General features: G+C 70.0%; 23 protein-coding genes. 5 read left to right on the forward strand and 18 right to left on the reverse strand.

What is annotated here, in order from left to right:
- Positions 1-192: 192 nt before the first annotated feature.
- From C1M51_RS18760 to C1M51_RS18840, 17 genes are all read right to left on the reverse strand, one after another.
- Entirely contained in the window at positions 193-1,110 is a 918-nt protein-coding gene (locus C1M51_RS18760; protein WP_129452008.1) for an SDR family oxidoreductase, read from the reverse strand.
- The gene (locus C1M51_RS18765) at positions 1,107-2,039 is read right to left on the reverse strand and encodes a glutathione S-transferase family protein (protein ID WP_129452009.1); all 933 of its coding nucleotides are present in this window, start codon (positions 2,037-2,039) and stop codon (positions 1,107-1,109) included. Before C1M51_RS18765 ends, C1M51_RS18760 begins: the two co-directional genes overlap by 4 nt.
- Positions 2,036-3,187: a fatty acid desaturase family protein gene (locus C1M51_RS18770; RefSeq protein ID WP_129452010.1), complete on the reverse strand. Its 1,152-nt coding sequence runs from the start codon at positions 3,185-3,187 to the stop codon at positions 2,036-2,038. The genes C1M51_RS18765 and C1M51_RS18770 overlap by 4 nt, the downstream gene beginning before the upstream one ends.
- A 70-nt stretch (positions 3,188-3,257) precedes the next feature.
- Positions 3,258-4,280: an NADP-dependent oxidoreductase gene (locus C1M51_RS18775; protein ID WP_129452011.1), complete on the reverse strand. Its 1,023-nt coding sequence runs from the start codon at positions 4,278-4,280 to the stop codon at positions 3,258-3,260.
- Between the two features lie 20 nt (positions 4,281-4,300).
- Positions 4,301-4,756, reverse strand: a complete 456-nt coding sequence (locus C1M51_RS18780; protein ID WP_129452012.1) for a PaaI family thioesterase — start codon at positions 4,754-4,756, stop codon at positions 4,301-4,303.
- A gap of 31 nt (positions 4,757-4,787) precedes the next feature.
- Positions 4,788-6,788 (reverse strand): M3 family metallopeptidase, encoded by a 2,001-nt coding sequence (locus C1M51_RS18785; protein ID WP_129452013.1) that lies wholly within the window; start codon positions 6,786-6,788, stop codon positions 4,788-4,790.
- Positions 6,789-6,864: 76 nt separating this feature from the next.
- The gene (locus C1M51_RS18790) at positions 6,865-7,149 is read right to left on the reverse strand and encodes a Dabb family protein (RefSeq protein ID WP_129452014.1); all 285 of its coding nucleotides are present in this window, start codon (positions 7,147-7,149) and stop codon (positions 6,865-6,867) included.
- Positions 7,146-7,358: a hypothetical protein gene (locus C1M51_RS18795; RefSeq protein WP_129452015.1), complete on the reverse strand. Its 213-nt coding sequence runs from the start codon at positions 7,356-7,358 to the stop codon at positions 7,146-7,148. Before C1M51_RS18795 ends, C1M51_RS18790 begins: the two co-directional genes overlap by 4 nt.
- Positions 7,359-7,360: 2 nt before the next feature.
- A complete protein-coding gene (locus tag C1M51_RS18800) occupies positions 7,361-9,214 on the reverse strand; it encodes an acyl-CoA dehydrogenase (protein WP_129452016.1) in 1,854 nt (617 codons plus the stop codon).
- Positions 9,215-9,230: 16 nt separating this feature from the next.
- Positions 9,231-10,406 (reverse strand): acetyl-CoA C-acyltransferase, encoded by a 1,176-nt coding sequence (locus tag C1M51_RS18805; RefSeq protein WP_129452017.1) that lies wholly within the window; start codon positions 10,404-10,406, stop codon positions 9,231-9,233.
- A gap of 12 nt (positions 10,407-10,418) precedes the next feature.
- Positions 10,419-12,512, reverse strand: coding sequence for a 3-hydroxyacyl-CoA dehydrogenase NAD-binding domain-containing protein (locus C1M51_RS18810; RefSeq protein WP_129452018.1), 2,094 nt, complete (start codon positions 12,510-12,512; stop codon positions 10,419-10,421).
- Positions 12,513-12,615: 103 nt separating this feature from the next.
- Positions 12,616-13,323, reverse strand: a complete 708-nt coding sequence (locus C1M51_RS18815) for an ABC transporter ATP-binding protein (protein ID WP_129452019.1) — start codon at positions 13,321-13,323, stop codon at positions 12,616-12,618.
- A complete protein-coding gene (locus C1M51_RS18820; protein WP_129452020.1) occupies positions 13,323-14,096 on the reverse strand; it encodes an ABC transporter ATP-binding protein in 774 nt (257 codons plus the stop codon). The genes C1M51_RS18815 and C1M51_RS18820 overlap by 1 nt, the downstream gene beginning before the upstream one ends.
- Positions 14,093-15,385, reverse strand: a complete 1,293-nt coding sequence (locus C1M51_RS18825; RefSeq protein ID WP_129452021.1) for a branched-chain amino acid ABC transporter permease — start codon at positions 15,383-15,385, stop codon at positions 14,093-14,095. Before C1M51_RS18825 ends, C1M51_RS18820 begins: the two co-directional genes overlap by 4 nt.
- Before the next feature lie 7 nt (positions 15,386-15,392).
- The gene (locus tag C1M51_RS18830) at positions 15,393-16,415 is read right to left on the reverse strand and encodes a branched-chain amino acid ABC transporter permease (protein WP_129452022.1); all 1,023 of its coding nucleotides are present in this window, start codon (positions 16,413-16,415) and stop codon (positions 15,393-15,395) included.
- A gap of 40 nt (positions 16,416-16,455) precedes the next feature.
- Positions 16,456-17,703, reverse strand: coding sequence for a branched-chain amino acid ABC transporter substrate-binding protein (locus C1M51_RS18835; RefSeq protein ID WP_129452023.1), 1,248 nt, complete (start codon positions 17,701-17,703; stop codon positions 16,456-16,458).
- A gap of 26 nt (positions 17,704-17,729) precedes the next feature.
- A complete protein-coding gene (locus tag C1M51_RS18840) occupies positions 17,730-19,364 on the reverse strand; it encodes a 3-(methylthio)propionyl-CoA ligase (protein ID WP_310733938.1) in 1,635 nt (544 codons plus the stop codon).
- A 121-nt stretch (positions 19,365-19,485) separates the two neighbouring features.
- On the opposite strand from C1M51_RS18840, the gene C1M51_RS18845 reads away from it, so the two are divergent.
- The 5 genes from C1M51_RS18845 to C1M51_RS18865 all read left to right on the forward strand — a co-directional run bounded on the left by C1M51_RS18845 (position 19,486) and on the right by C1M51_RS18865 (position 23,298).
- Entirely contained in the window at positions 19,486-21,009 is a 1,524-nt protein-coding gene (locus C1M51_RS18845) for a YdiU family protein (RefSeq protein ID WP_129452025.1), read from the forward strand.
- On the forward strand, positions 21,006-21,422 hold the full coding sequence (msrB, locus tag C1M51_RS18850) for a peptide-methionine (R)-S-oxide reductase MsrB (protein ID WP_129452026.1): 417 nt from the start codon (positions 21,006-21,008) through the stop codon (positions 21,420-21,422). The genes C1M51_RS18845 and msrB overlap by 4 nt, the downstream gene beginning before the upstream one ends.
- A gap of 66 nt (positions 21,423-21,488) precedes the next feature.
- Positions 21,489-22,112, forward strand: a complete 624-nt coding sequence (locus C1M51_RS18855) for a septation protein A (protein WP_129452027.1) — start codon at positions 21,489-21,491, stop codon at positions 22,110-22,112.
- Positions 22,105-22,422 carry a BolA family transcriptional regulator gene (locus C1M51_RS18860; protein WP_129452028.1) on the forward strand — a complete coding sequence of 106 codons (318 nt, stop codon included), beginning with the start codon at positions 22,105-22,107 and terminating at the stop codon, positions 22,420-22,422. Before C1M51_RS18855 ends, C1M51_RS18860 begins: the two co-directional genes overlap by 8 nt.
- Before the next feature lie 57 nt (positions 22,423-22,479).
- Positions 22,480-23,298, forward strand: coding sequence for a peptidylprolyl isomerase (locus tag C1M51_RS18865; protein WP_207207780.1), 819 nt, complete (start codon positions 22,480-22,482; stop codon positions 23,296-23,298).
- A gap of 169 nt (positions 23,299-23,467) precedes the next feature.
- Here C1M51_RS18865 and mdtD read toward each other — a convergent pair whose 3' ends face one another.
- Positions 23,468-24,892: a multidrug transporter subunit MdtD gene (mdtD, locus tag C1M51_RS18870; protein WP_129452029.1), complete on the reverse strand. Its 1,425-nt coding sequence runs from the start codon at positions 24,890-24,892 to the stop codon at positions 23,468-23,470.
- Positions 24,893-24,895: the final 3 nt, after the last annotated feature.

Below are 24,895 nucleotides of genomic sequence, written 5' to 3' on the forward strand. Positions count from 1 at the left end.
GGAAGGTCGGAGGCGGCTTCATGGGCGGCGCAGTGTGCCACGCGAGTCCGCCGGTCCGGCACCGCCGCGGGGCTCGTCGTGGCTGGCTGTTCAGCCGGGTCGGCTTTTGCCTCGCCGCATCGCGTAGAAATGACTTTAATAAAGTAATTTAATCTTTTAAAAACAATAATTTATGAATTGTTTTTAATGTGATTAATCACTTGAAGTCTCAGAACGTAGCGCCCTCTTCAGCTGCTGGCCCAGGTCAGGCCGGGCCTCGTAGGGATCGCTGGGATTGCGTCCCTGGACGATGTCCTCCATCCGTGCCTGCACGCCGGCCAGGGCCTGTGGATGGCTGTAGATGTAGAAGCGGCCTTCGCGCACGGCATCGAACACGAACTGCGCCACCTGCGCCGCGCTGACCCGCCCTGATTCCACGGCCTTGCCGATCATCGTGTGCGCGACGCGCTGGCTTTGCGTTGCCCGCTGCCCCCGCAACGCGGTCGGCCGGTTGCGGTGGCTGTCGCCGATGCCGGTCGGCACGAAGTACGGGCAGAGCACCGAGGCACCGACGCGTTCGGTGACGAGCTGCAGATCCTGGTACAGCGTCTCGCTGAGGGACACCACGGCATGCTTGGTGACGTTGTACACGCCCATGTTCGGCGTGTTCAGCAGGCCGGCCATCGAGGCGGTGTTGACGATGTGCCCTTCGTAGCCGGCGTCCTGCGCCGCAGCCGCCAGCATCATCGGCGTGAACACGCGGACACCGTGCGCCACGCCCATCAGGTTGACGCCGATGACCCACTCCCAATCCTTCAGCGTGTGCTCCCAGATCAGTCCTCCGGCTCCGACGCCGGCGTTGTTGAACACCAGGTGCGGCGCGCCGAAGCGCGCCAGCGTCGCAGCCCCGAGCGCCTCGACCTCGGCGGCCTGCGCCACGTCGAGCCGGAACGGCAGCACCTCGGCCCCCAGTGCCTCGATCTCGGCCACCGCGCGCTCCAGCGCATCGGCCTGCACGTCGGCCATCACGAGCTTCATGCCCTCGCGCGCGGCGATGCGCGAGGCTTCCAGGCCGAAACCGGAACCGGCCCCGGTGATGACCGCGGTGCGGCCGGCGAACTGCTGGATCATGCCGTCGCGTCCTTCTTGATCTGGAAGCCCAGGCGGGGGAAATGCACGCGCACCTGCCCTGCCCGGTCGTCGTGGCGCTCGACCGTGACGGTCTCCCGCGTCAGCCCCACCAGCGGCCCGACCACCGGGTCGCGGCCGTAGTCCACCGCCGACACCGCGACGCGCTCGCCGGCCTCGAAGCCCAGGCCCGGCATCACGCTCACCGGGGCATGCACCTTCGCCCCGGCCGCGATGGTCAGGGCCTCGTCCTCGCCGAGCGCTTCGGGTCGGCCGTGGCCGAAAGCCAGCACGCGGGCGTGCCAGGCCAGCAGCTTCGGGTAGTCGTCCAGGATGCCGGCCACCGGCGGCGCGCTCTTCACGAACCACACGCAATGCGCCACCGAGAAGTCCGCGATGCTCGCCGTGCCGCCGCCCAGGAAGGCCCGCCCGTCGGCCAGCCGCTGTTCGATCCAGCCCAGGTGGTTGTGCAGCTGCGCGGTGGCGTCGCTCACGGTCGGCCAGTGCAGCCCCGTGGTCATCGCGGCGCGATCGGCGCCGAAGGCCTTCAGCACCTCGGGCGGCGCGCCGGCGAAGATGGCCGCCATGCCAGCGGGCTGCAGCGTGTAGGGCACGGCGGTCCAGAACAGCGTGAAGTCGGCCCATTGCGCGACCAGCGGTGCCTCGCCCGCCGATTCGGCCGGATAGAGCGTGGGCTCGGGCGCACGGGCCTCGATCACGCGGGCGATCAGCGCGGTGTCGCAGTAGATGTCGGCGCCGACCTGCAGCACGGGCGTCTTGCGGTAGCCCCCGGTCAGCGCCACCAGATTCGGCTTGGGCATCATGATCGGGATGGTCACGCTGCGCCAGGCCAGCCGCTTGTAGCCGAGGATGAGCCGGGTCTTCTCGGCGAACGGCGAGGCCGGGTAGTGGTGCAGGATCAGGTCGCTCATGAGGTGGAGGCTCCGGGAAGGGTCGGTGGTGCGGCGCGGTGCGCGGGCCGTGGCGCGAAGAGGCGGCGGAGGGTGTCGGACAGGTCGCGCACCTCGGCGCCGTCGAGCACCCCCTTGGCCGCCAGCAGCCGATGCAGCCGTGGCAGGTGGTAGTGCGGCACGGCCGGGTACAGGTGGTGCTCGAGGTGGTGGTTCACGTGGTGCGGGAACAGCAGTGCGCGGCCCAGCAGGTTCAGCAGCGTGTCGGCCACCCGGCCGCTCTTCGCCGGGCCGGTGAGGTTGCTGCGCGCCGCCGTCAGCGGCGAGCCGAGATCGGTGACCGCGCCGTGCTCGCAGATCTCGCGCAGCCGCAGGATGGGCTGCAGCACCGTCAGCAGCGGCAGCGCCCACAGCACCGCATACTGCGCCAGCCCCTGCCAGCCGCCGAGCGCGAAGCTCGCCGCCGGCAACGCGAGCTGCGCCGCCACGACCCACCATCGATCCTGGCGTGCGGCGCGCCGCAGGTCCTGAGAGGTGTCGTTCAGCAGCTTCTGCGACCGCAACGCACCCTCACCCGCCGCGGCCGTCTCGTCGCGGATCGCCGGCGCGCCGAAGAAGTAGGCGTAGGTCTTCCAGGCATTCGCGCCGAGCAGGTCCGCGCCTAGCTTCTTCCACAGGTAGGCCACGCCGCGGGGGTAGCCGCCGTGGATCGCGGTGTCGGGGTCCTGCGGACCGTAGAGGTGGTTGTGGTGCAGGCGGTGAATCACGCGGTAGGTGCACATCGAGATCCCGCCGGCCATGCCGATCAGTCGCCCCAGCACATCGTTGAGTCGCCGGTTCGACAGCAGCCGGTAGTGCGCCGCCTCATGGGCCAGGATGAAGAAGCCGTGCTGCTGCACCCCGACCACGAGAACGCTCGCCAGCGCCCAGGGGCTGGGCCAGACGGCCAGCCCGAACGTGATCGCCGCGGCACTGACACCGACGCTGAGCGCCAACGCGCCCATCGAGCGGCTGTCGCTCAGGCGCGTCAGCGGTGCGAGCTCCTGCGCGCCGAGCACGCGGCGTGCGGCAGCGGCGCCCTGCCCGGCGCGCGCCACGGTCGTGGCCAGCGGACGCAGATCCTCGCGGAACTCGTCACCCGCTTGCATCGGTGGCGTGCCGTGCTTCATGAGGGGCTCCTGTGCGGCGTCCGGCCTGAAGCTTCGACGGCTCGACGGGCGTGCCGGTTCCGGCCCGCGCTCAGACCAGCTTCACCAGCTGCTTGCCGAAATTGCGGCCCTTCAGCAGCCCGAGGAAGGCCTGCGGCGCACCGGCCAGGCCCTCCGCGATGCTCTCGCGGTACCTGAGCCGGCCGCTCGCGACCGCCGCACCCAGCTCCTTCAGTGCCTGCGGCCACAAGGTCGTGTGCTCGGTGACGATGAAGCCCTGCAGCTTCATCCGGTTCACCAGGATCAGCGAGGGGTTCTGCATCGGGATCGGCTCGCCGTTGTAGCCGGCGATCATTCCGCAGAAGGCGATGCGGCTGAAGGCGTTGGCGCGCAGCATCACGGCGTCGAGGATCAGGCCGCCGACATTCTCGAAGTGGCCGTCGATGCCGTCCGGGCAGGCCGCCTTCAGCGCCGTGCCCAGCGACTTGAGATCCGGGTGCTGGCGGTAGTCGATGCAGGCGTCGAAACCCAGCTCGCCGCGGACGTAGGCGCACTTCTCCGGTCCCCCAGCGAGACCCACGACGCGGGCGCCGCGCGCCTTCGCGAGCTGCCCTGCCGCGCTGCCGACCGCCCCGCTCGCCGCGCTGACCACCACGGTCTCGCCGGCTTGCGGCGCGATGATCTGCGTGAGGCCGTACCACGCCGTCACGCCCGGCATGCCGACCGCGCCCAGGTAGGCCGACAGCGGGACCTGGCTCGTGTCGACCTTCTGCAGCGCGCCACGCTGCCTCGCGTCGACCGTCTGGTAGAGCTGCCAGCCGCCCATGCCGACCACGGCATCGCCGACGGCGAAGGACGCGTGGCGCGATGCCACCACTTCGCCGACGGTGCCGCCGATCATCACCTCGCCCAGCGGCTGGGGCTGGGCGTAGCTGCGGCCCTCGTTCATGCGGCCGCGCATGTAGGGGTCGAGCGAGAGGTAATGGTGGCGCACGCGCACCTGGCCGTCCTCCAGCTCGGCCAGCGGCGTCGTGACGAGGCGGAAGTTGTCGACCGTCGGTTCGCCCTCGGGGCGGGAGGCGAGCAGGATCTGCTGGTTGATCGTCGCGGTCATGGTCGCTCTCCGGTGCGGGTTCAGTCGGAGCCGCTGCCGTCGAGACGGCGCCGCAGCGACTTGGGTTCGCGCGCGCCGGCCGGCAGCGCGCGCAAGTACTTGAAGGTGCCGGTCGCGTGCGCGCACAGCGCGCCGTCCTCGCCGAGCACCCGGCCTTCGCAGAACGCCAGCGTGGCCGTGCGGTGCAGCAGCCGGCCATGGCAGTGCAGCAGGCCCTCGCCGGGGCGCAGGAAGCTGGTCTTCATCTCCACCGTCACGACACCCGGCCCCAGCCCGGCCTGCGCGTGGTTGGCGCTGCGTGCCGCATGCGCCATCGTGACGTCGAGCAGGGTCATCGTCAGGCCGCCGTGGGCGACCTGGAAGGAATTGGTCAGCGCGTCCACGACGCGCACCGTGACCTCGGCCTCGCCGTCGGCCAGGCGGAGCAGCTCGAAGCCAAGCTGCTCCACGAAGGGAATGGATACCGGGAAGTCCATCGTGTCGGGTCCGTGCCGTGAACGCGCCGTCTCAGCGCTCGAGCCACTCGAAGAACGCGGCGTTGCTCGGCGCACGCCCCAGGAAGCGCGCCACCAGCTCGGCGGGCGGGGCCTGGCCGCCGTTGGCCAGCACCGTCTCACGGTAGCGACGACCGACCGCCGGGTCCAGCGGGTCGGCCGCGAAGGCGGTGCGCAGATCCTGCGCGATCGCCAGACTCCAGAGGTAGGCGTAGTAGCCGGCGCCGTAGCCGCCGGCCACATGCGAGAAGCCCGCCGGGAACAGCGAGCCGGGCTCGTAGCCGAGCGGCGTGGCACTCTCCATGCGAGCCCACAGTGCCATCGGGTCCGGCGCGTCCTTGTCGTGCAGCGCGAGGTCGTAGCTGGCGTACAGATGCTGGCGCGCGAACTGCAGCCCCTTGGCGAAGCTGCGCGACTGCACGGCGCGCGCCAGCAGGTCGGCCGGCACCGGCTCGCAGCTCGCGCAGACCTGCTGGAACAGCGCCAGCACCTGGGCGTCGTAGACCCACTCCTCCAGCATCTGCGAGGGCGCCTCGACGAAATCGAGCTTGACCGCGGTACCGGCCTGCGCGGCATAGCGCGTGTGCGACAGGGTGACGTGCAGCGCATGGCCGAACTCGTGCAGCAGCGTTTCCAGTTCGTCGATCGTCAGGCCCTGGCGGTCGAAGTTGGTCACCAGTGCAGCCGTCGGCAACTGCCCGCTCCAGGTCGACGAGCCGCGCAGCGGCCACACCGCCGCGTGACCGTACTTGTCGGCACGGGGGTAGAGATCGAGGTAGAGCGTGGCCAGCGGCGTGCGGCTGGCCGCGTCGACCACGGCATAAGCCTTGGCATCGGGATGCCACAGCGACTGAGGCACCGGCTCGAAGCCCACGCCGAACAGCCGTCCGGCGAGCGCGAACACGAAGTCGACGCTGGCCTGCGGCGGGAAATAGCGCCGGAAGCTCTCCTGGTCGAGCGCCAGACGCTCGCGCTTGACGCGCTCGAGGTAATAGCCCACGTCCCAGCGTTTCAGCGGCGTGGTGTCGGGAGCGGTCTTCAGCTCGGCGGCCTTGGCGGCACGCAGTTCGGACAGATCGCGTTCCTCGCGCTCGCCCAGCTCGCCCTTCACCTCGCCGAGGAAGGCCTGCACGTTGCTCACGTTCAGCGCCATGCGACGGCGCAGCGTGAAATCGGCATAGCTCTCGACACCGAACAGGCGCGCGTAGCTGCGGCGCTTCTCGCCCAGCCGCGCCAGCGTCTTCAGGTTCGCCTGGCCGCCGCGCGCCTGGAAGGCCCGCCACATGCGTTCGCGTGCCACCGGGCTGCGCGCGTTCTCCACCACCGGCGAGTAGGTCGGGTAGTCGAGTCCCAGCAGCACCCGGCCCTGCGCATCGCGGGGGGCGGTGTTCCAGACACTGGCAGGCACCCCATCGAGCTCGCTGTCGGTGAAGGCGACGCGGGTCTTGTCCTCGCGCAGGCGACGCTCGAAATCCTGCGACAGGCGGCCCAGTTCGTCGTTGAGCGCGCGTGCGCGGTCGCGCTTCGCGGCCGGCAAGCCGACCCCGGCATCCTCGAAACTCGCCAGCAGATCGTCCCGCATCTGCCGGTCGATCGCATCGACGGCCTGCAGCGCCTGCAGACGCCGGTAGATGCTGGGGTTCTGGTACAGCCGGCTGGTGAAGGCCTGGTAGCGCAGCTCGCAGGCCTCGGCCGCGTCGCGCACCGGTTTGTCGGGGTGCACATTGGCCAGGAAGAACACCGGAGACAGGCTGTCGTCGGCCGTCTGCCCGAGCCGGTCGATCTCGATCAGCACGCCGTCCGGGCCGCGACCGGCTGCGATGCGGCGCGCCTGCGCCTCGATCTCGCGCAGCGTGCGGTCGCAGCGCGCCTTCACGGCGGCGCCGTCGCGGTAGCTCGGAAAGACGTAGGGCGCGGTGTCGGCCGCGGCGCTCCAGCCGCTGCTGCCGAACAGGGCGACGCACGCCGACAGCCGCAGCAGCCGGGAGAACGAGGGGAAGACGGAAGCGTTCATGCGGATCGGAAGAATGGAGGTGTCGACGATCGCCGGGACCGGGGTGACGCGGACCGCGCGCGGCGGACGGCCGGCCTCAGGCCGCCGCGTAGTCGACCACGCGGCGGTCGGCGCGCAGCGGGCCGAGTTGCGCCGCGACCGCCTGATGGGCCGGATGCTGCTGGTAGGCGTCGAGCGCCGCGGCGTCGGCGAAGGCGGACACCAGCACCACGTCGGCATTGGCTTCCAGGCCGGGCGTGCGGATCCCGACGTCGAAGGCCAGCATGCCGGGCACCAGCTCGGCACAGCTGTCGAGCAGGGCCTTGAAGCGCGGCGCGTCGGCCGGGTCCTTGAGGGTCCAGATCACCACGTGGCGAATCATCGCGGGCCCCCGTCGCCGTCGCCCGGGGTCGGCAGGCGCGAGCGCAACCAGATCATCACCGCGCCGATCGCGATCAGCGCCGTGCCGCTCCACGCGAGGGCGTGGCCGAGCACGGCGGAGGCGTCGATCGTCCAGAGACCGAGCATCAGCAGCGCCATGCCGCCGAAGATCAGCGGCCAGATCAGGGAGTCGAGGGTTTGCGGTTTCATCGTCAGAGGCAGTCGGGGTCCAGGTCGCGGCAGGTCGCGTCGCGCGTCTCGACCACTGCGAGCCAGGCATCGATCTTCGGCAGCTCGTAGTGGAAGAAGTAGCGCGCCGCGGCGAGCTTGCCATGGTAGAGCGCCGCTGCCGTGCTGCCTGACGCCGCGTCGCTGCCGGCGTCCAGCGCCGTGCGGGCGGCCAGCGCCAACTGCAGCCACATCCACGCCAGCACCACGTGCCCGAAAGCCTGCAGGTAGGGCGTGGCATTGGCCAGCGCGTCGCGCGGCTCGCCGCTGGCCCAGGCCGCCTTGGTGGCGGCGCCCAGGTGCTGCAGCGCCCGCGCCAGCGCGTTGCCGTGTTCCGCCAGCCCGGCCACCTGGCCGGCCTGCGCGATGCTGGCGTCGATGCGGCCGGCCAGCAGCCGCAGCGCCTTGCCGCCGTCCATCACCACCTTGCGGCCCAGCAGGTCCAGCCCCTGGATGCCGTGCGTGCCCTCGTGGATCATGTTCAGCCGGTTGTCGCGCCAGTGCTGCTCGACCGGGAAGTCGCGCGTGTAGCCGCAGCCGCCGAGCACCTGGATCGCCAGGCTGTTGGCCTCCAGGCACCACTCGCTGGGCCAGCTCTTCGCGATCGGCGTCAGCAGTTCCAGCAGCATGCCGGCCTCGGCCTGCTCGGTCGCGCTGCCGGTGCGCTTGTCGTCGACCAGCCGCGCGCAGTAGAGCGCCAGCGCCAGACCGCCCTCGACGTAGGCCTTCTGCGCCAGCAGCATGCGCTTCACGTCGGCGTGCTCGACGATGGCCACCGGCGGGCGGCCGGCGTCCTTGGCCTCCAGCGGCCGACCCTGCGGCCGCTGCTTTGCGTAGGCCAGGCTGCTCTCGTAGCCGGCGTAGCCCAGCATCACCGCGCCGAGGCCGACGCCGATGCGCGCCTCGTTCATCATGTGGAACATGCAGCGCAGGCCCTCGCCCGGCGCGCCGACGCGGTAGCCGACCGCCCCGGCCGCGCCGCCCGGCCGGAAGCGGCCTTCGCCGAAGTTCAGCAGCGTGTTGGTGGTGCCGCGGTAGCCGAGCTTGTGGTTCAGGCCCGCCAGCGCCACGTCGTTGCGCTCGCCGGTGAGTCGGCCCCCGGGCTGCACCAGCCACTTGGGCACGATGAACAGCGACAGGCCCTTCACGCCGGCCGGCAGCGTGCCGTCGTCCGTGGGGATCTTGGCGAGCACGAGGTGGACGATGTTCTCGGTGAGCTCGTGCTCGCCACCCGAGATCCACATCTTGTGGCCGCTGAGCCGGTAGCGCGGCCCCAGCGGATCGTGCTCGCTGCCCTCGCCGTCGGGCCGCGCGCGGGTGGCCACGTCGCCGAGGCTGGAGCCGGCCTGCGGCTCGGACAGGCACATGCTGCCGAACCAGCGGCCGGAGAACTCGTGCCGAGCGAAGCTGTCGATCTGCTGCGGCGTGCCGTGCGCCATCAGCAGGCTGGCGTTGCCGGTGGTCAGCATCGCGTAGGCGCTGATCGCCACGCTGCCCTTGAAGAAGCAGGCGTTGGCGGCCATCTCGACCACGCAGGGCAGCTGCATGCCGCCGATCTCGGCGTCCTGCGCCGCAGCCAGCATGCCCGACGCGGCGTAGGCCTCGGTCGCGGTCCTGGTGCTCTCCGGCAAGTGCACGCGCTCGCCGTCGAAGTGCGGCTCCTGCACGTCGGCGCGCCGGTTGGCCGGCTCGAAGGTCTCGCGGGCGATGCGCTCGCAGGTGTCGAGCACCGCGTCGAAGGTCTCGCGGCCGTGCTCGGCGAAGCGCCGGCGTTGCGTCAGCGTCTCGACGCGCAGCCAGTCGTGCAGCAGGAAGTCGAGCGTGGTGCGGAAGCTCATGATGCGAGTCGGCGGCTCACAGCACCTCGAACACGCCGGCGGCGCCCATGCCGCCGCCGATGCACATCGTGACCGCCACCCGCTTCGCGCCGCGGCGCCGCCCTTCGAGCAGCGCATGGCCGACCAGGCGCTGGCCGCTGACGCCGTAGGGATGGCCCACCGCGATCGCGCCGCCATTGACGTTGAGCCGCTCCATCGGCAGGCCCAGGCGGTCGGCGCAGTACAGCACCTGCACCGCGAAGGCCTCGTTGAGTTCCCACAGGTCGATGTCGTCGACGGCCAGGCCCAGGCGCTGCAGCAGCTTGGGCACCGCGAACACCGGGCCGATGCCCATCTCGTCGGGCTCGCAGCCGGCCACCGCGAAACCGAGGAAGCGGCCCAGCGGCTTCAGGCCGCGGCGCTCGGCCAGCGCCTCGTCCATCACCACGCAGGCGCCGGCGCCGTCGGAGAACTGGCTGGCGTTGCCGGCCGCCACCACGCCGCCCGGCAACGCGCTGCGGATGCCGGCCACCGCCTCGTAGGTGGTGCCGGGGCGCAGGCCCTCGTCGGCACTCACGGTGACTTCCCTGCTGCGCACGCCGCGCACTGGATCGGCCGTGCCGGCCGTCACCGTCACGGCCACGATCTCGTCGGCGAAGCGGCCGGCCTCCTGGGCCGCGCAGGCCTTCTGCTGGCTGGCCGCGCCGTAGCGGTCCATGCGTTCGCGCGCGATGCCGTAGCGCTGTGCCACCGTCTCGGCGGTCTGCAGCATCGGCCAGTAGATCTCGGGCTTGTGCTCGCGCAGCCAGGGGTCGGACAGCAGGTGCCGGTTCATCTCGTTCTGCACGCAGGAGATGCTCTCCACGCCGCCGGCCACGTAGGTGCTGCCCTCGCCCGCCACGATGCGCTGCGCAGCCAGCGCGATGCTCTGCAGGCCGCTGGAGCAGAAGCGGTTGACGGTGAGGCCGCTCACCGTGACCGGCAACCCGGCCCGCAGCGCGACCTGGCGCGCGATGTTGCTGCCGGTCGCGCCCTCCGGGAAGGCGCAGCCGAGGATCACGTCCTCGACCTCCGCGGGCTCGATGCCGGCGCGCTGCACCGCGGCCTGCACCGCGAAGCCGCCGAGCGTCGCGCCGTGGGTCATGTTGAAGGCGCCCTTCCAGCTGCGGGCGAGCGGCGTGCGGGCGGTCGAGACGATCACTGCATTGGTCATGGTGCTTGCGTCCTAGGCGAAGGTCTTGCCGTCGGCGGCCAGGCGCGCCAGCAGCGGCGCCGGCTCCCAGAAGGCCGCATCGTCGAGCGGATTGCGCTGGAAGCGGCGCATCGCCCGCACCACGTTGAACAGGCCCAGCTCGTCGGCGTGGCGCATCGGCCCGCCGCGGTGCAGCGGGAAGCCGTAGCCGGTGAGGTAGACCATGTCGATGTCGCTCGCCTTGGCGGCGATGCCCTCCTCGAGCAGGTGCGCGCCCTCGTTCACCAGCGCAAGGACGAGGCGCTCGACGATCTCGTCGTCGCCGATCCTGCGCGGCGTGATGCCCAGCGTCCTGCGATGGCCCTCGATCAGCGCCTGCACCACCGGCGACGGGATCGCGTCGCGCTTGCCGGCCTGGTAGTCGTACCAGCCGGCACCGGTCTTCTGGCCGAAGCGGCCGGTCTCGCACAGCAGGTCGGGGGTCTTGCTGTACTGCATGTGCGGCCGTTCGGCATAGCGGCGCTTGCGGATCGCCCAGCCGATGTCGTTGCCGGCCAGGTCGCTCATGCGGAACGGACCCATCGCGAAACCGAAGCGCTCGATCGCCTTGTCCACCTGCTGCGGCGTGCTGCCCTCGTCGACCAGCAGGAAGGCCTGGCGCAGGTACTGCTCGACCATGCGGTTGCCGATGAAGCCGTCGCACACGCCCGACACCACGCAGGTCTTGCGGATCTTCTTGCCCAGCTGCATGACGGTGGCGAGCACGTCCTTGCCCGTCTGTTCGCCGCGCACCACCTCCAGCAGCTTCATCACGTTGGCCGGGCTGAAGAAGTGGGTGCCGATCACGTCCTGCGGCCGCTTCGTGAACGCGGCGATTCGGTTCAGGTCGAGGGTGGACGTGTTGGACGCGAGGATGGCGCCGGGCTTCATCACCTCGTCGAGGCGACGGAACACCTGTTCCTTGACGCCCAGGTCCTCGAACACCGCCTCGATCACCATGTCGGCGTCGGCCAGGTCGGCGTAGTCCAGCGTCGTGCTCAGCAGGCCCAGGCGCTGCGCGGCCCGCTCGGCCGTGAGCTTGCCCTTCTTCACCTGCGCCTCGTAGTTGCGCCGGATCGTGGCCACGCCGCGGTCCAGCGCCTCCTGCTTCGTTTCCAGCATCACCACCGGAAGCCCGGCGTTGAGGAAGTTCATCGCGATGCCGCCGCCCATGGTGCCGGCGCCGATGACGGCGAGCCGCTGCACGCTGCGCACCGGCGTGTCGGCCGGCACGTCGGCGATCTTGCCGGCCGCGCGCTCGGCCATGAACACATGCCGCAGCGCACGCGACTCGGGCGTGAGCATCAGTGCGGTGAAGGTCGACCACTCCAGCCGCAGGCCCTCATCGAACGGCAGCGCCACCGAGGCGGCGACCATGTCGATGCACTTGCGCGGCGCCGGGAACTGCGGAGCCATCGCGGTCGCGGTGTTGCGTGCGAACTGGAAATAGGCGTCGGGGTTCGGGTGATGGGCCGTGAGCCGGCGCACAAGCGGCAGCGGGCGCTGGTGCGCCACCTCGGCCGCGAAGGCCAGCGCCGCGGTCATCAGATCGCCCTCGACCAGCCGGTCGAACAGCCGCTGGCCGGGCAGCGCCGCGAGCCGCTCGCTCGCCATCGGTTCGCCGCTGACGATCATGTTCAGCGCGTCCTCGACGCCGAGCACGCGCGGCAGGCGCTGCGTGCCGCCGGCCCCGGGGATCAGGCCGATCTTCACCTCCGGCAGGGCGACCTGGCAGCCCGGCGCGGCCACGCGGTAATGGCAGCCGAGCGCGAGCTCCAGCCCGCCGCCCATGCAGACCGTGTGCAGCGCGGCGATCACCGGCTTGCCCGACGCCTCGATGGCGAGGATGAGGCTCAGCAGGTTGGGCTCGCGCATCGCCTGCGGCGTGTCGAACTCGCGGATGTCGGCGCCGCCCGAGAAGGCCCGGCCGGCGCCGGTGATCACGATCGCCTGCACCGCCGGGTCGTCCTGCGCACGCGCCAGGCCGTCGGCCACGTCGCGCCGGGTGGCATGGCCCAGCCCGTTGACCGGTGGGTTGTCGAGCGTGATGACGGCCGCCGGGCCGTGGACTGCATAACGGGCACTCATGGATCGGGGCTCTCCAGGACGACAGTCAGAAATAGAACGATCGTTCGATTCTGACCCAGGAGCAGCGCGGCGGCGTGTCGCTGCCGTGACAGCGGTCCCGGGCTCAGACCTCCAGCCACTCCCGGCGGACTTCGGCGTCGGCGCGCAGGTCCGCCGGCGTGCCCTCGAACACGATGCGACCGTGGCCCATGACGTAGCAGCGCTGGGCGACATCGAGCGCGATGGTGAGCTTCTGCTCGACCAGCAGCACGGCCATGCCACGTTGCTGCAGTTCGCGCAGGAAGCCCGCCACCTGCTCCACCAGTTTCGGCGCCAGGCCTTCGGTCGGTTCGTCAACCAGCACCAGGTCGGGATCGCCCATCAGCGTGCGGCACAGGGTCAGCATCTGCTGCTCGCCGCCCGACAGCAGGCCCGCCTCGGTGTGCTCGCGCTCCTTCAGGCGCGGGAACATCCGGTACATGTCGTCGAGGCGCCAGCGTGGCGGCCGCGCCGGCAGGCCCGCCCCAGCTTTCTGCCCGAGCTGCAGGTTCTGCAGCACCGTCAGACCGGGGAACACGTCACGGCTCTCTGGCACGTAGCCGACGCCGCGGCGCGCGATGTCGAACGGGGCGCGCCCCAGCAACTCCTCGCCCCGCCACGTGACGCTGCCGCGGCCGTCGACCAGGCCCATCACCGCCTTGGCGGTGGTCGAGCGGCCCGACCCGTTGCGGCCCAGCAGGCTGACGATCTCGCCCGGCTGCACCTGCAGCGACACGCCGTGCAGCACGTGGCTCTTGCCATAGTAGGCGTGGAGCTCGTCGAGGCGCAGCATCACGCGTCCCCGACCGCCAGCGCGGCACCCAGGTAGGCCTCCTGCACCGTCGCGTTGGCCCGCACGGCGGCGGGCGTGTCGCAGGCGATCACCTCGCCGTAGACCAGCACCGCGATGCGATCGGCCAGATCGAACACCACGCCCATGTCGTGCTCCACGGCCAGCAGCGTGCGGCCCTCGCTCGCTTCGCGGATCAGCTGCACGAAGCGGCGCGTCTCGCTGCGGCTCATGCCGGCGGTGGGCTCGTCGAGCAGGATCACGCCGGCGCCGCCGGCGATCGTCAGGCCGATCTCCAGCGCGCGCTGCTCCGCGTAGGTCAGGTCGGCTGCCGCCACGTCGCGCTTGCGGTCGAGGTGCAGCATCGCCATCACCTGCTCGGCGCGCTCGTTGGCGTCGCGCAGGTCGGCCAGGAATTTCCAGAACGCGTAGCGATGCCCCAGGCTCCACAGCACGGCGCAGCGCAGGTTCTCGAACACCGACAGCCGAGTGAACAGGTTGCTGACCTGGAAGCTGCGCGCCAGGCCCAGGCGGTTGATCTCGTGCGGTGCGCGGCCGTCGATGCGCGCGCCGTGCAGCCGGATCTCGCCGCTGCTGGGCGCGAAACGCCCGCTGATCAGGTTGAACAGCGTCGACTTGCCGGCGCCGTTGGGCCCGATCAGTGCCACGCGCTCGCCGGCGCGCACCTGCAGGTCGGCGCCACGGATGATCTCGGTCTTGCCGAAATGCTTGCGCACGCCGCGCAGCTCGAGCGCAAAGTCGGCCACGGGGCTCACGAGGCCTCCTTCTGCCGGATCTCGTGCGCGATCTCCTGCTGCACGGCGCCCCATCGACGGGCGAACTCGCGGCGCGTGAGCTCGAACAGGCCCAGCCCGGCCAGCGCGACCAGGACTGCGCCGCACCAGCTGTCGATGCCATGCGGCTCCAGCGGCACGCCCAGGAAGCGCAGCGGGCCACCGCCCAGCGCGGCGTCGAGCCGCAGGTGATACACCATCTCGATCATCGCGCCGACGCCGGCCAGCACCGTGAGCGCCGTGCCGGCGAGCGCGAGGTAGGCCGGCCACAGCGGACGCAGCCGGCCGTAGGCCGCGACGCGCAGGTTCATCATCACCAGACCGGCCAGGCCGCCGGGCGCGTACATCACCATGACCAGGAAGACGAGGCCGAGGTAGAGCAGCCAGGCCTGGGTGAACTCGCTGAACAGCACGAAGGCCAGCACCATCAGCACGGCGCCGAGGATGGGGCCGAAGAAGAAGCCTGCGCCGCCGAGGAAGGTGAACAGCAGGTAGGCCCCCGAGCGCTGCAGGCCCACGACCTCGGCGGTGACGATCTCGAAGTTCAGTGCGTGCAGGCCGCCCGACAGGCCGGCGAAGCCGCCCGCGATGACGAAGGTGAGATAGCGCACCCGCTGGGCGTCGTAGCCGATGTAACCGACCCGCTCCGGGTTGTCGCGCACCGCGTTGAGCATGCGACCCAGCGGCGTGTGCGTGAAGGCGAACATCGCCGCCGTGGCGAAAAAGGTGTAGAGCGCGATCAGGGTGTAGACCTGGATCTGCGGACCGAAGCTGATGCCCGCCACCGGCGGGCCGATCACGCGGTCGGCGGCGACGCCGGCCTCGCCACCGAAGAACTCGGGGACCATCAGCGACATCGCGAACACCAGCTCCGCCAGGCCCAGCGTGATCATCGCGAACGGCGTGCCCGACTTGCGGGTGGTGACGAAGCCCAGCAGCAGCGCGACGCCGATCCCGGCGAGCGCGCCGACCAGCGGCACCAGGCTCACCGGCAGCGGCAGCTGCCCGTCGGCCACGCGGTTGAGCGCATGGATCGCCAGGTAAGCGCCGAGGCCGCTGTAGACCGCGTGGCCGAAGCTGAGCATGCCGCCCTGCCCCAGCAGCATGTTGTAGGACAGGCAGGCGATGATCGCGATGCCCATCTGCGACAGCAGGGTCAGCGACAGGCCACTGCCGAACAGCAGCGGCGCCACGGCCAGCAACAGCGCGAACAGCCCCCAGACGAGACCGCGCGCCACGTCGCGCGGGCGGTATCGGAACACCGGCGCCATGGCCTGTTCAGCCTTCCCGCGTGCCGAGCAGTCCGCGGGGGCGGAAGATCAGCACCAGCACCAGCAGCAGGTACGGCAGGATCGGTGCGACCTGCGAGACCGTGAGCCGCAGCAGCGAGTTGCCCGCCGCAGCAGGCCCGACCTCCAGGCCCAGCGAGCGCAGCAGAGCACCGAGCGAGTAGTCCACCGCGACCGCGAAGGTCTGCAGCACGCCGATCAGCAGCGACGCCACGAAGGCGCCCGGCAACGAGCCCATGCCGCCGACGACCACGACGACGAAGATCACCGAACCCACGGTGGCGGCCATCGCCGGTTCGGTGACGAAGGTGCTGCCACCGATCACGCCGGCCAGCCCGGCCAGCGCCGCACCGGCGCCGAACACCCCCATGAACACGCGCGGCACGTTGTGTCCCAGCGCCTCGGCCATCTCGGGGTGGGTCAGTGCCGCCTGGATCACCAGGCCGACGCGCGTGCGGGTGATCAGCAGCCACAGCGCCAGCAGCATCAGCAGCGCCACCAGCATCATGAAGCCGCGTGTGGCGGGGAACGGCGAGCACACGGCCCCGGCGGCGCTGCACACGGCGGACGGGGCCGTGCCCCACAGCAGCTGCAGGCCCTCGCCGGCCGTCGCCACCAGCGTGAAGGCCGGGCCGCGCAGCGCGGCGGGCGGCTGGAAATCGAGCGCGACGCGCCCCCACAGCAACTGCACCACTTCCAGGATGACGTAGGACAGACCGAAGGTCACCAGCAGCTCGGGTACATGGCCGTGGCGGTGCAGGCGGCGCAGGCAGGCGCGCTCGAACAACGCCCCGAGCACCCCGACCGCCAGCGGCGCCAGCAGCAGCGCGGGCCAGAAGCCGACCCCCTTGGCGATCGTGTAGCCCAGGTAGGCGCCCAGCATGTAGAAGCTGGCGTGCGCGAAGTTCAGCACGCCCATCAGGCTGAAGATCAGCGTCAGCCCCGAGCTGAGCATGAACAGCAGCAGCCCGTAGCTCAGGCCGTTGAGCATCGAGAGGGTGAAGAACTCCATCGGGCGCCTGAGCTCGCGTCCGCGCAGAACAGAAGTAGGCCTAGGGCCGCTTCATCTGGCAGCTGGTGGGCGTGCTCGACACGAAGGCCGGCAGCTCCTTCACCGGCGCCAGCGTCATGCCGGTGTTCTCCGGGCTGTAGGGGAACTTCGTGTCGGCCTGCTGCCACACGGTGATGAAGAGAGGCTGCTGCAGCTGGTGGTCGGACTTGCGCATCTCGACCTCGCCGCTGAAGCTGGCGAACTTCAGCCCCTCCATCGCCGCGGCCACCTTCAACGGCTCGGTCGACTTCGCGCGCACCATCGCCTGCGAGAGGATGTTGTAGATGTGGATCACCGAACCGGTGTAGAAGTCGTCGTTGAGCTTCTGCCGGAACTCGTTCTGCCATTGGCCCATCGCGCCGGGCATGTTGTAGTGGTGGTAGGCGACCTGGTAGACACGGCCGTCGAAGTTGCGGCCGAGCGCCGTGGGCGCGCCGGTCACGCCGGTGTAGTACGTGAAGAATCGCCCGGTGTAGCCGCTCTCGTTGGCGGCCTTCATCAGCAGCGACAGGTCGGAGCCCCAGTTGCCGGTGATCACGCTGTCGGCCCCGCTCGCCTTGATCTTGGCGATGTAGGGCGCGAAATCGCGCACCTGCGCGAGCGGGTGGAAGTCTTCGCCGACCACCTGCACGTCGGGCCGCTTCTTCGCGAGGTTCTCCTTCGCGTAGCGCGCCACCTGCTGGCCGTGCGAGTAGTTCTGATTGAGCAGGTAGACCTTCTTGACGTCGGGCAGGTCCTTGATGAAGGTGGTGAGCGCCTCCATCTTCATGGAGGTGTCGGCGTCGAAGCGGAAGTGCCAGTAGCTGCAGCGGCTGTTGGTGAAGTCGGGGTCGACCGCGGAGTGGTTGAGGTAGATCACCTCCTTGCCCGGGTTGCGCTCGTTGTGCTTGGCCACCGCATCGATCATCGCGCCGGCCACCGAGGAACCGTTGCCCTGCGTCACGTAGCGCACGCCCTGGTCCACCGCGGACTTCAGCGCGTTGACGGTTTCGCTGGGGCTGAGCTTGTTGTCGAACGGGACGATCTCGAAGCGCACGCCGGCCGGGTTGAGCCGGGGATCCTTGTTGAACTTCTCGGCGAAGAACTGGAAGCTCCGGACCTGGTTCTGCCCCACCGGGGCCATCAGGCCCGACAGCGGGTCGATCCAGGCGATCTTGACGGTCTCGCCCTTCTGCGCCGCCGCCGTGCCCACGGCCAGCAGCATCAGTGACGCGGCCGTCGCTCGGTGTCTCCAGGTCGCGATCCGCATCGTCGTCTCCGCTCGTGGTGGGCCGTTCAGGCGGTCGGCAGCTTGTGATCCTTGAGCTGCTCACGCAGCCGCATCTTCTGGATCTTGCCGGTGGCGGTGTGCGGGATCTCGGCCACGAACACCACGTCGTCCGGAATCTGCCACTTGGCGATGCGGCCTTCGTAATGCGCCAGCATCTGCGTCCGCGTGAGCTCGACACCCGGCTTGGGCACCACCACCAGCAGCGGCCGTTCGTCCCACTTCGGATGGAAGGCAGCCACCACGGCCGCCTCATGGACGCCGGGATGCGCCATCGCGATGTTCTCCAGCTCGATCGAGCTGATCCACTCGCCGCCGGACTTGATGACGTCCTTGCTGCGGTCGGTGATCTGCATGTAGCCGTCGGCGTCGATGGTCGCCACGTCGCCGGTCGGGAACCAGCCGTCGTGCAGCGGCGAGGTCGTCTGCTTGAAGTAGCGGTCGATCACCCACGGCCCGCGCACCAGCAAGTCACCGGAGCTCTTGCCGTCCCAGGGCTGCATGCCCCCATCGTCGCCGACGATCGCCATGTCGACGCCGAACACCACCTTGCCCTGCTTCTCCTGCAGGTGGCGCTGGGCCTCCTTGGGCAGCGCGTCGTGCTTGGACTTCAGGCGCGCCAGCGTGCCCAGCGGCGACATCTCGGTCATGCCCCAGGCGTGGATCACCTCGACGCCGTAGTCGTCCTCCAGTGTCTTCAGCATCGCCGGCGGGCAGGCCGAGCCACCGATGACGGTGCGCTTGAAGGTGGAGAACTTCAGGCCGTTCTGCTTCACGTAGGTCAGCAGGCCCAGCCACACGGTGGGCACGCCGGCGCTGAAGCTCACGCGCTCGGCCTCGAACAGCTCGTAGAGCGACTTGCCGTCGAGATGCGGGCCGGGAAACACCACCCGGCAGCCGGTCAGGGCCGAGGCATAGGGCAGGCCCCAGGCGTTGACGTGGAACATCGGCACCACGGGCAGCACGGTGTCGCGTGCCGCCAGCGCCATGCCGTCCGGCAGCGCCGCGGCCATCGCGTGCAGCAGGCTGGAGCGGTGGCTGTAGACGGCGCCCTTGGGGTTGCCGGTCGTGCCCGAGGTGTAGCAGATGCTCGACGCCGTGTTCTCGTCGAAGCTGGGCCAGCGGTAGTCGCCGTTCTCGGCCTCCACCAGTTCCTCGAAGCACAGCAGGTTCGGCACGCTGGTCTGTGCCGGCATGTGGGCGCGGTCCGTCATCGCGACGAAGTGGCGCACCGTGGGCAGCTGCGCGGCGAGCTTCTCGACCAGCGGCAGGAACGTCAGGTCGAAACACAGCACCCGGTCCTCGGCGTCGTTGACGATCCAGGCGATCTGCTCCGGGAACAGCCGCGGATTGACGGTGTGGCACACCAGCCCCGAGCCGGACGAGGCGTAGTAGATCTCGAGATGGCGATAGCCGTTCCAGGCCAGCGTGCCGACGCGGTCGCCCGCCTCGCAGCCGAGCCGCGCCAGCGCCTGCGCCAGCTTGCGGGCACGCAGCTCGACGTCGACCCAGGTGCATCGATGCACATCGCCCTCGACCCGCTTGGAAACGATCTCGGTGTCACCATGGTGACGCGCCGCGTGCGTGATCAGCGACGAGATCAGCAGCGGCATCTGCATCATCTGCCCCATCAACAAGGCCATGGTCTTTCCCTCTTCGGATTGCAATGGAATGCGGGCGATCATAGAAAGCGTGCTGCAAGGCTTCGGCTGGGGTATGCCCTAGACGGCAGCAGGCGTGAGAGGGCTCGCTAGACTGCCGGGCATGCAAGATGTTTCCCCGCCGGCGCTCGACCGGCCCGACGCGACGCCCCTCGGCCCGCACTGGCGCAACCGCTATGCCGCACTGGGTCCCGCCTTCCACACGCGGCTCGCGGCGCAGGCGCTGCCGCAGCCCCACTGGGTGGCCACCAGCGACAGCGCCGCCCGCCTGCTCGGCTGGCCCGGCGACTGGGCCGAGCGCGCCGACTGGCAGGCGCTGGAGGTGTTGTCCGGCGGACGCACCTGGCCGGGCAGCGAGCCGCTGGCCACCGTCTACAGCGGCCACCAGTTCGGCGTCTGGGCCGGTCAGCTGGGCGATGGCCGGGCCCTGCTGCTGGGCGAGATCGACACGCCGAACGGCCCGATGGAGCTGCAGCTCAAGGGCGCCGGCCGCACACCCTATTCGCGCATGGGCGACGGCCGCGCGGTGTTGCGTTCGTCGATCCGCGAGTTCCTGTGTTCCGAAGCGATGCACTTCCTGGGCATCCCGACGACGCGCGCGCTGGCGGTCGTCGGTTCACCGCTGCCGGTGCGGCGCGAAACCGTCGAGACCGCCGCGGTCGTGACGCGGGTGGCGCCGAGCTTCGTGCGCTTCGGCCACTTCGAGCACTTCGCCCATCACGGCCTGCCCGAGGCGCTGCGCACGCTGGCCGACTTCGTGATCGACCAGCACCACCCCGCCTGCCGCGCGGCGGCCAATCCCTATGCCGCGCTGCTGGAAACCGTGGCGCGCCGTACCGCCACCCTGCTGGCCGACTGGCAGGCGGTGGGCTTCTGCCACGGCGTGATGAACACCGACAACCTGTCGATCCTCGGGTTGACGATCGACTACGGTCCCTTCGGCTTTCTCGACGGTTTCGACCCCGGCCATGTCTGCAACCACTCGGACCACCAGGGTCGCTATGCCTACTCGCGCCAGCCGGGCGTGGCGTTCTGGAACCTGCATGCGCTGGCGCAGGCGATGCTGCCGCTGATCGCGATGGGCAGCGAGGTGACCGAGGCCACCGGCGAGCTGGCGCTGGAGGCGATCGAGCCCTACAAGCGCACGTTCTCCGAGGCCATGGCAGCGCGGCTGCGCGCCAAGCTCGGCCTGGCCGGCGAACGCGACGAGGACGTGGCGCTGGCCGACGACTGGCTCCAGCTGATGGCCGCCGAGCGCGCCGACCACACCATCACCTGGCGCCGCCTGGCGCAGTGGTCGCCGGCCGAACCGCAGGCGGTGCGCGACCTCTTCCTCGACCGCCCGGCCTTCGATGCCTGGGCCGACCGCTATGCACGTCGCCTCGCGCTCGACGGCCGCGCCGCGGCCGAGCGCCGCTTGCAAATGGACCGCGCGAACCCCAAGTACGTGCTGCGCAACCACCTGTGCGAGAACGCGATCCGTGCGGCACAGGGCGGCGATTTCGGCGAGACGCAGCGCCTGCTGAAAGTTCTGGAGCGGCCGTTCGACGAACAGCCGGAGCACTCGGCCTATGCCGAGTTTCCGCCCGATTGGGCGCAAACCCTGGAGGTGTCCTGTTCATCATGAGTTCCACCGACGACAAGCCCCGCAAGGTCCGGAAGACCGAGGCCGAATGGCGCGCCCAGCTCGACCCGATGCAGTTCGAGGTGACGCGCCACGGCGCCACCGAGCGTGCCTTCACCGGCAAATATGCCGATCACTGGCAGGAAGGCGTGTACCACTGCATCGGCTGCAACGCACCCCTGTTCGACTCGGGCACGAAGTTCGACGCCGGCTGCGGCTGGCCCAGCTACTTCCAGCCCTTGCGCGGCGAGATCATCGACCGCGTGGTCGATCGCAGCCACGGCATGGTGCGCGTAGAGGTGCGCTGCCAGGACTGTGGTGCGCACCTCGGCCACGTGTTCCCCGACGGCCCGGAGCCGACCGGCGAGCGCTACTGCATCAACTCGGCCTCGCTGGGCTTCGCGCCCCGGAAATGACCCGATGCCGGCGCCCCGGCGCCGGCATCGCACAATCGGGCCCCTGGGCAACGACCGACCGCCGCGATGAAGTTCCTGTTCGACCTGCTTCCCATCGTCCTGTTCTTTGTGGCCTTCAAGGTGGCCGAAGGCCAACCCGACGCGGCGGCGGCGTTCGCCAGCCAGCATTTCGGCTTCCTGGTCTCCGGCGGCGTGGTCGGCCCGAAGGAGGCGCCGGTGCTGCTGGCCACGCTGGTGGTCATCCTGGCCACCTTCGCGCAGATCGGCTGGCTGCTGCTGCGCGGCAGGAAGGTCGACACGATGCTGTGGGTGAGTCTCGGCCTGGTGACTGTGCTCGGCGGCGCCACCGTCTGGTTCCACAACGAGACCTTCATCAAGTGGAAACCCAGCGTGCTGTACTGGGTCATGGGAACGGCGTTCTGGCTCAGTCACGCCGTGTTTCGAAAGAACCTGTTGCAGACGCTGATGGGCGGCCAGCTCCAGCTGCCGCCGGCGGTGTGGCGCAACCTCAACTTCATGTGGGTCGCGTTCTTCGCGTTCATGGGCCTGGCGAACCTCTACGTCGCCTACAGCTTCCCGACCGACGTGTGGGTCGACTTCAAGCTGTTCGGCGGGGTCGGCCTGATGCTGCTGTTCACGCTGGCGCAGGGGCTCTACCTGAGCCGCCACATCAAGACCGAAGATGAGTGAGCCGACCGGGGGCCGTGCCGCGCCGGCCTTCGCCCCGACCGCGGCCGAGCTCGAGGCCGCGCTGCGGGCCGCGCTGGCCCCGCAATCGCTGCGCGTCAGCGACGACAGCCACCAGCACGCCGGCCATGCCGGCGCCCGCGAAGGCGGGCATTACAGCGTCCATCTGATCAGCGAGCGCTTTGACGGTTTGTCACGTCTGGCGCGGCACCGCCTTGTGTATGATGCCGTCGCCTCGTGGATGCCCCGCGGCATTCATGCCCTGGCACTCACCACGCTCACTCCCACCGAAGCGGCCCGCAGCACCCCTTGAAGCCGTCGCCCCCGCGACGCCCGCCCGCCGCCCTTTCCCTACCGAGGTTCTGATCGCATGAAGCCGTACACCCTTGCCGTTCGCGCATCGTCCATCGCGCTGGCCGCCGCCCTGCTCGTCCCGGCGTTGGCCGCGGCGCAGAACATCGCCATCGTCAACGGCAAGCCGGTCCCGAAGTCGCGCGCCGACGCCCTGCTGCAGCAGGTCACGAAGCAGGCGCAGAGCCAGGGCCAGCAACTGCCGCCCGAGACCGAGCGCCAGGTGAAGGACGAGGTGGTGCTGCGCGAGATCTTCACGCAGGCCGCCGAGAAGCGCGGCGTGGCCGCCACGCCGGAATACAAGGCGCAGATGGAGCTGGCCCGCCAGAGCATCCTGATCCGAGAGCTGTTCGCCGACTTCCAGAAGAAGAACCCCGTGACCGACGCGGAGATCCAGGCCGAGTACGACAAGTACAAGGCCCAGGCCGGCGACAAGGAATACCGCGTACGCCACATCCTGGTGGAGACCGAGGACGAGGCCAAGGCGTTGATCGTGCAGATCAAGGGCGGCGCGAGCTTCGAGGAAACGGCCAAGAAGGCCAGCAAGGACCCGGGCTCGGCGCCCAACGGCGGCGATCTCGACTGGGCGGCGCCGGGCAGCTTCGTGCCCGAGTTCTCCAACGCGATGGTCAAGCTCGAGAAGGGCAAGATGACCGAGACGCCGATCAAGAGCCAGTACGGCTTCCACATCCTCAAGCTCGAGGACGTGCGCGACGCCCAGTTCCCGCCGCTGGCCGAAGTGAAGCCGCAGATCGAGCAGCGCCTGAGCCAGCAGAAGGTCGGCGCCTTCCGCGACGAACTCAAGAGCAAGGCCAAGACCGACTACAAGTTCGAGTGACCCGGTCGCGGGCTCTCGACATCAGGCGCCCTGCGGGGCGCCTTTTTCATGCTCGGCGGCCAAGGCCATCGGGTGGCCGACTTCCATGGCAAGCACGAGGGGTGAGTCGCGACGGTCGAACACCGACGACGGTGGTCGATCTTGTACGTTCGAAGAACACATTCGCGCCTCAGTGCTCGTCCGGCACGCGCGGCAGCGCCTGCGGCGTATCGCAGGACTGCAGCTGCGCGAAGACGAGCGAGGCGCAGACCGTCATCAGGCCGATGCAGGCGAAGGCCGCGTGGAAGGTCTGCACCACGGCCGCCGATCCCTGGGCCTGCGTGTGCCCGCCGAACGCCACCAGCAGGGCGGCGGCGGCCGCGACGCCCAGGCTCATCGAGACCTGCATCACCACCGACAGCAGGCTGTTGCCGGCACTGGCGTTGCGGCCCTCCAGGTCGCCCAGCGTCAGCGTGTTCATCGCGGTGAACTGCAGCGAATTGACGATGCCGAACGCGGCCAGGTGCAGCGTCAGCACCCAGCGGCCGGTCTCGCGGTCGACCAGCGCGAAGCTGGCGATCATCAGGCCCAGCAGCACGGTGTTGCCGATCAGCGTACGTCGGTAGCCCAGGCGCCCGATCAGCGGTTCGGCGAAGGTCTTGGACAGCATCGCGCCGAGCGCCGTGGGGATCAGGCTCATGCCGGCGGCGGCCGGCGAATAGGCCAGCCCGACCTGCAGGAACAGCGGCATCAGGAAGGGAATCGCGCCGCTGCCGAGCCGCGCGAACAGGTTGCCGATCAGGCCCACCGCGAAGGTCGGGATCGAGAACAGCCCGAGCCCGAACAGCGGCTGCGGCGCGCGCGCCGCGTGCAGCCAGTAGCCACCGAGCGCCGCGAGGCCGGCGAACAACAGCAGCATCGAGCTCGCGAACCCCAGCGCCCGTTCGCCCAGGCCCTGCAGCGCGACGGAGATCATCACGATGCTCGCGCCGAACAGCACGTAGCCCCACAGGTCGAAACGCTGCGCCGCGCCGTCCCGCAGGTCCGGCATGTAGCGCCGTGCGACGGCCACACCCACCAGGCCGACCGGCAGATTGATCAGGAACACCCAGTGCCAGGTGGCCACCTCGACCAGCCAGCCGCCCAGGCTCGGGCCGATCAGCGGGCCGACCAGGCCCGGGATGGTGACGAAGGCGAGCGTGCGCAGCAGCTGGTCCTTGGGGAACACGCGCAGGATGGCAAGCCGGCCCACCGGCAGCAGCAGCGCGCCGCCCACGCCCTGCAGCACGCGCGCCGCGACGAGCTGGCCGAGCGTGGCCGACAGCGCGCAGGCCGCGGACCCGGCACTGAACACGACGATCGCGCCGATGAAGATGCGCCGCGTGCCGAAGCGATCGGCCAGCCAGCCCGACACCGGGATCAGCAACGCCACCGTCAGCATGTAGGCGATCACGACGGCCTGCATGCGCAGCGGGCTCTCGCCGAGGTCGCGCGCCATCGCAGGCAGCGCGGTGTTGACGATGGTGCCGTCCAGCGTCTGCATGAAGAAGGCCACCGCCACCAGCCAGGGCAGCATGCGGCGAGTGCGCTCGCCGATCGCGGCGCCGTCCGTCATGGT

This window comes from Methylibium sp. Pch-M (genome assembly GCF_004136295.1).
Taxonomy (GTDB): domain Bacteria; phylum Pseudomonadota; class Gammaproteobacteria; order Burkholderiales; family Burkholderiaceae_C; genus Methylibium; species Methylibium petroleiphilum.

What these genes read in the sequence shown, in the direction of transcription:
- C1M51_RS18760 (WP_129452008.1), bottom strand. Translation starts at nt 1,110, where the DNA reads ATGATCCAGCAGTTCGCCGGCCGCACCGCGGTCATCACCGGGGCCGGT.
- C1M51_RS18765 (WP_129452009.1), bottom strand. Translation starts at nt 2,039, where the DNA reads ATGAGCGACCTGATCCTGCACCACTACCCGGCCTCGCCGTTCGCCGAG.
- C1M51_RS18770 (WP_129452010.1), bottom strand. Translation starts at nt 3,187, where the DNA reads ATGAAGCACGGCACGCCACCGATGCAAGCGGGTGACGAGTTCCGCGAG.
- C1M51_RS18775 (WP_129452011.1), bottom strand. Translation starts at nt 4,280, where the DNA reads ATGACCGCGACGATCAACCAGCAGATCCTGCTCGCCTCCCGCCCCGAG.
- C1M51_RS18780 (WP_129452012.1), bottom strand. Translation starts at nt 4,756, where the DNA reads ATGGACTTCCCGGTATCCATTCCCTTCGTGGAGCAGCTTGGCTTCGAG.
- C1M51_RS18785 (WP_129452013.1), bottom strand. Translation starts at nt 6,788, where the DNA reads ATGAACGCTTCCGTCTTCCCCTCGTTCTCCCGGCTGCTGCGGCTGTCG.
- C1M51_RS18790 (WP_129452014.1), bottom strand. Translation starts at nt 7,149, where the DNA reads ATGATTCGCCACGTGGTGATCTGGACCCTCAAGGACCCGGCCGACGCG.
- C1M51_RS18795 (WP_129452015.1), bottom strand. Translation starts at nt 7,358, where the DNA reads ATGAAACCGCAAACCCTCGACTCCCTGATCTGGCCGCTGATCTTCGGC.
- C1M51_RS18800 (WP_129452016.1), bottom strand. Translation starts at nt 9,214, where the DNA reads ATGAGCTTCCGCACCACGCTCGACTTCCTGCTGCACGACTGGCTGCGC.
- C1M51_RS18805 (WP_129452017.1), bottom strand. Translation starts at nt 10,406, where the DNA reads ATGACCAATGCAGTGATCGTCTCGACCGCCCGCACGCCGCTCGCCCGC.
- C1M51_RS18810 (WP_129452018.1), bottom strand. Translation starts at nt 12,512, where the DNA reads ATGAGTGCCCGTTATGCAGTCCACGGCCCGGCGGCCGTCATCACGCTC.
- C1M51_RS18815 (WP_129452019.1), bottom strand. Translation starts at nt 13,323, where the DNA reads ATGCTGCGCCTCGACGAGCTCCACGCCTACTATGGCAAGAGCCACGTG.
- C1M51_RS18825 (WP_129452021.1), bottom strand. Translation starts at nt 15,385, where the DNA reads ATGGCGCCGGTGTTCCGATACCGCCCGCGCGACGTGGCGCGCGGTCTC.
- C1M51_RS18830 (WP_129452022.1), bottom strand. Translation starts at nt 16,415, where the DNA reads ATGGAGTTCTTCACCCTCTCGATGCTCAACGGCCTGAGCTACGGGCTG.
- C1M51_RS18835 (WP_129452023.1), bottom strand. Translation starts at nt 17,703, where the DNA reads ATGCGGATCGCGACCTGGAGACACCGAGCGACGGCCGCGTCACTGATG.
- C1M51_RS18840 (WP_310733938.1), bottom strand. Translation starts at nt 19,364, where the DNA reads ATGGCCTTGTTGATGGGGCAGATGATGCAGATGCCGCTGCTGATCTCG.
- C1M51_RS18845 (WP_129452025.1), top strand. Translation starts at nt 19,486, where the DNA reads ATGCAAGATGTTTCCCCGCCGGCGCTCGACCGGCCCGACGCGACGCCC.
- msrB (WP_129452026.1), top strand. Translation starts at nt 21,006, where the DNA reads ATGAGTTCCACCGACGACAAGCCCCGCAAGGTCCGGAAGACCGAGGCC.
- C1M51_RS18855 (WP_129452027.1), top strand. Translation starts at nt 21,489, where the DNA reads ATGAAGTTCCTGTTCGACCTGCTTCCCATCGTCCTGTTCTTTGTGGCC.
- C1M51_RS18860 (WP_129452028.1), top strand. Translation starts at nt 22,105, where the DNA reads ATGAGTGAGCCGACCGGGGGCCGTGCCGCGCCGGCCTTCGCCCCGACC.
- C1M51_RS18865 (WP_207207780.1), top strand. Translation starts at nt 22,480, where the DNA reads ATGAAGCCGTACACCCTTGCCGTTCGCGCATCGTCCATCGCGCTGGCC.
- mdtD (WP_129452029.1), bottom strand. Translation starts at nt 24,892, where the DNA reads ATGACGGACGGCGCCGCGATCGGCGAGCGCACTCGCCGCATGCTGCCC.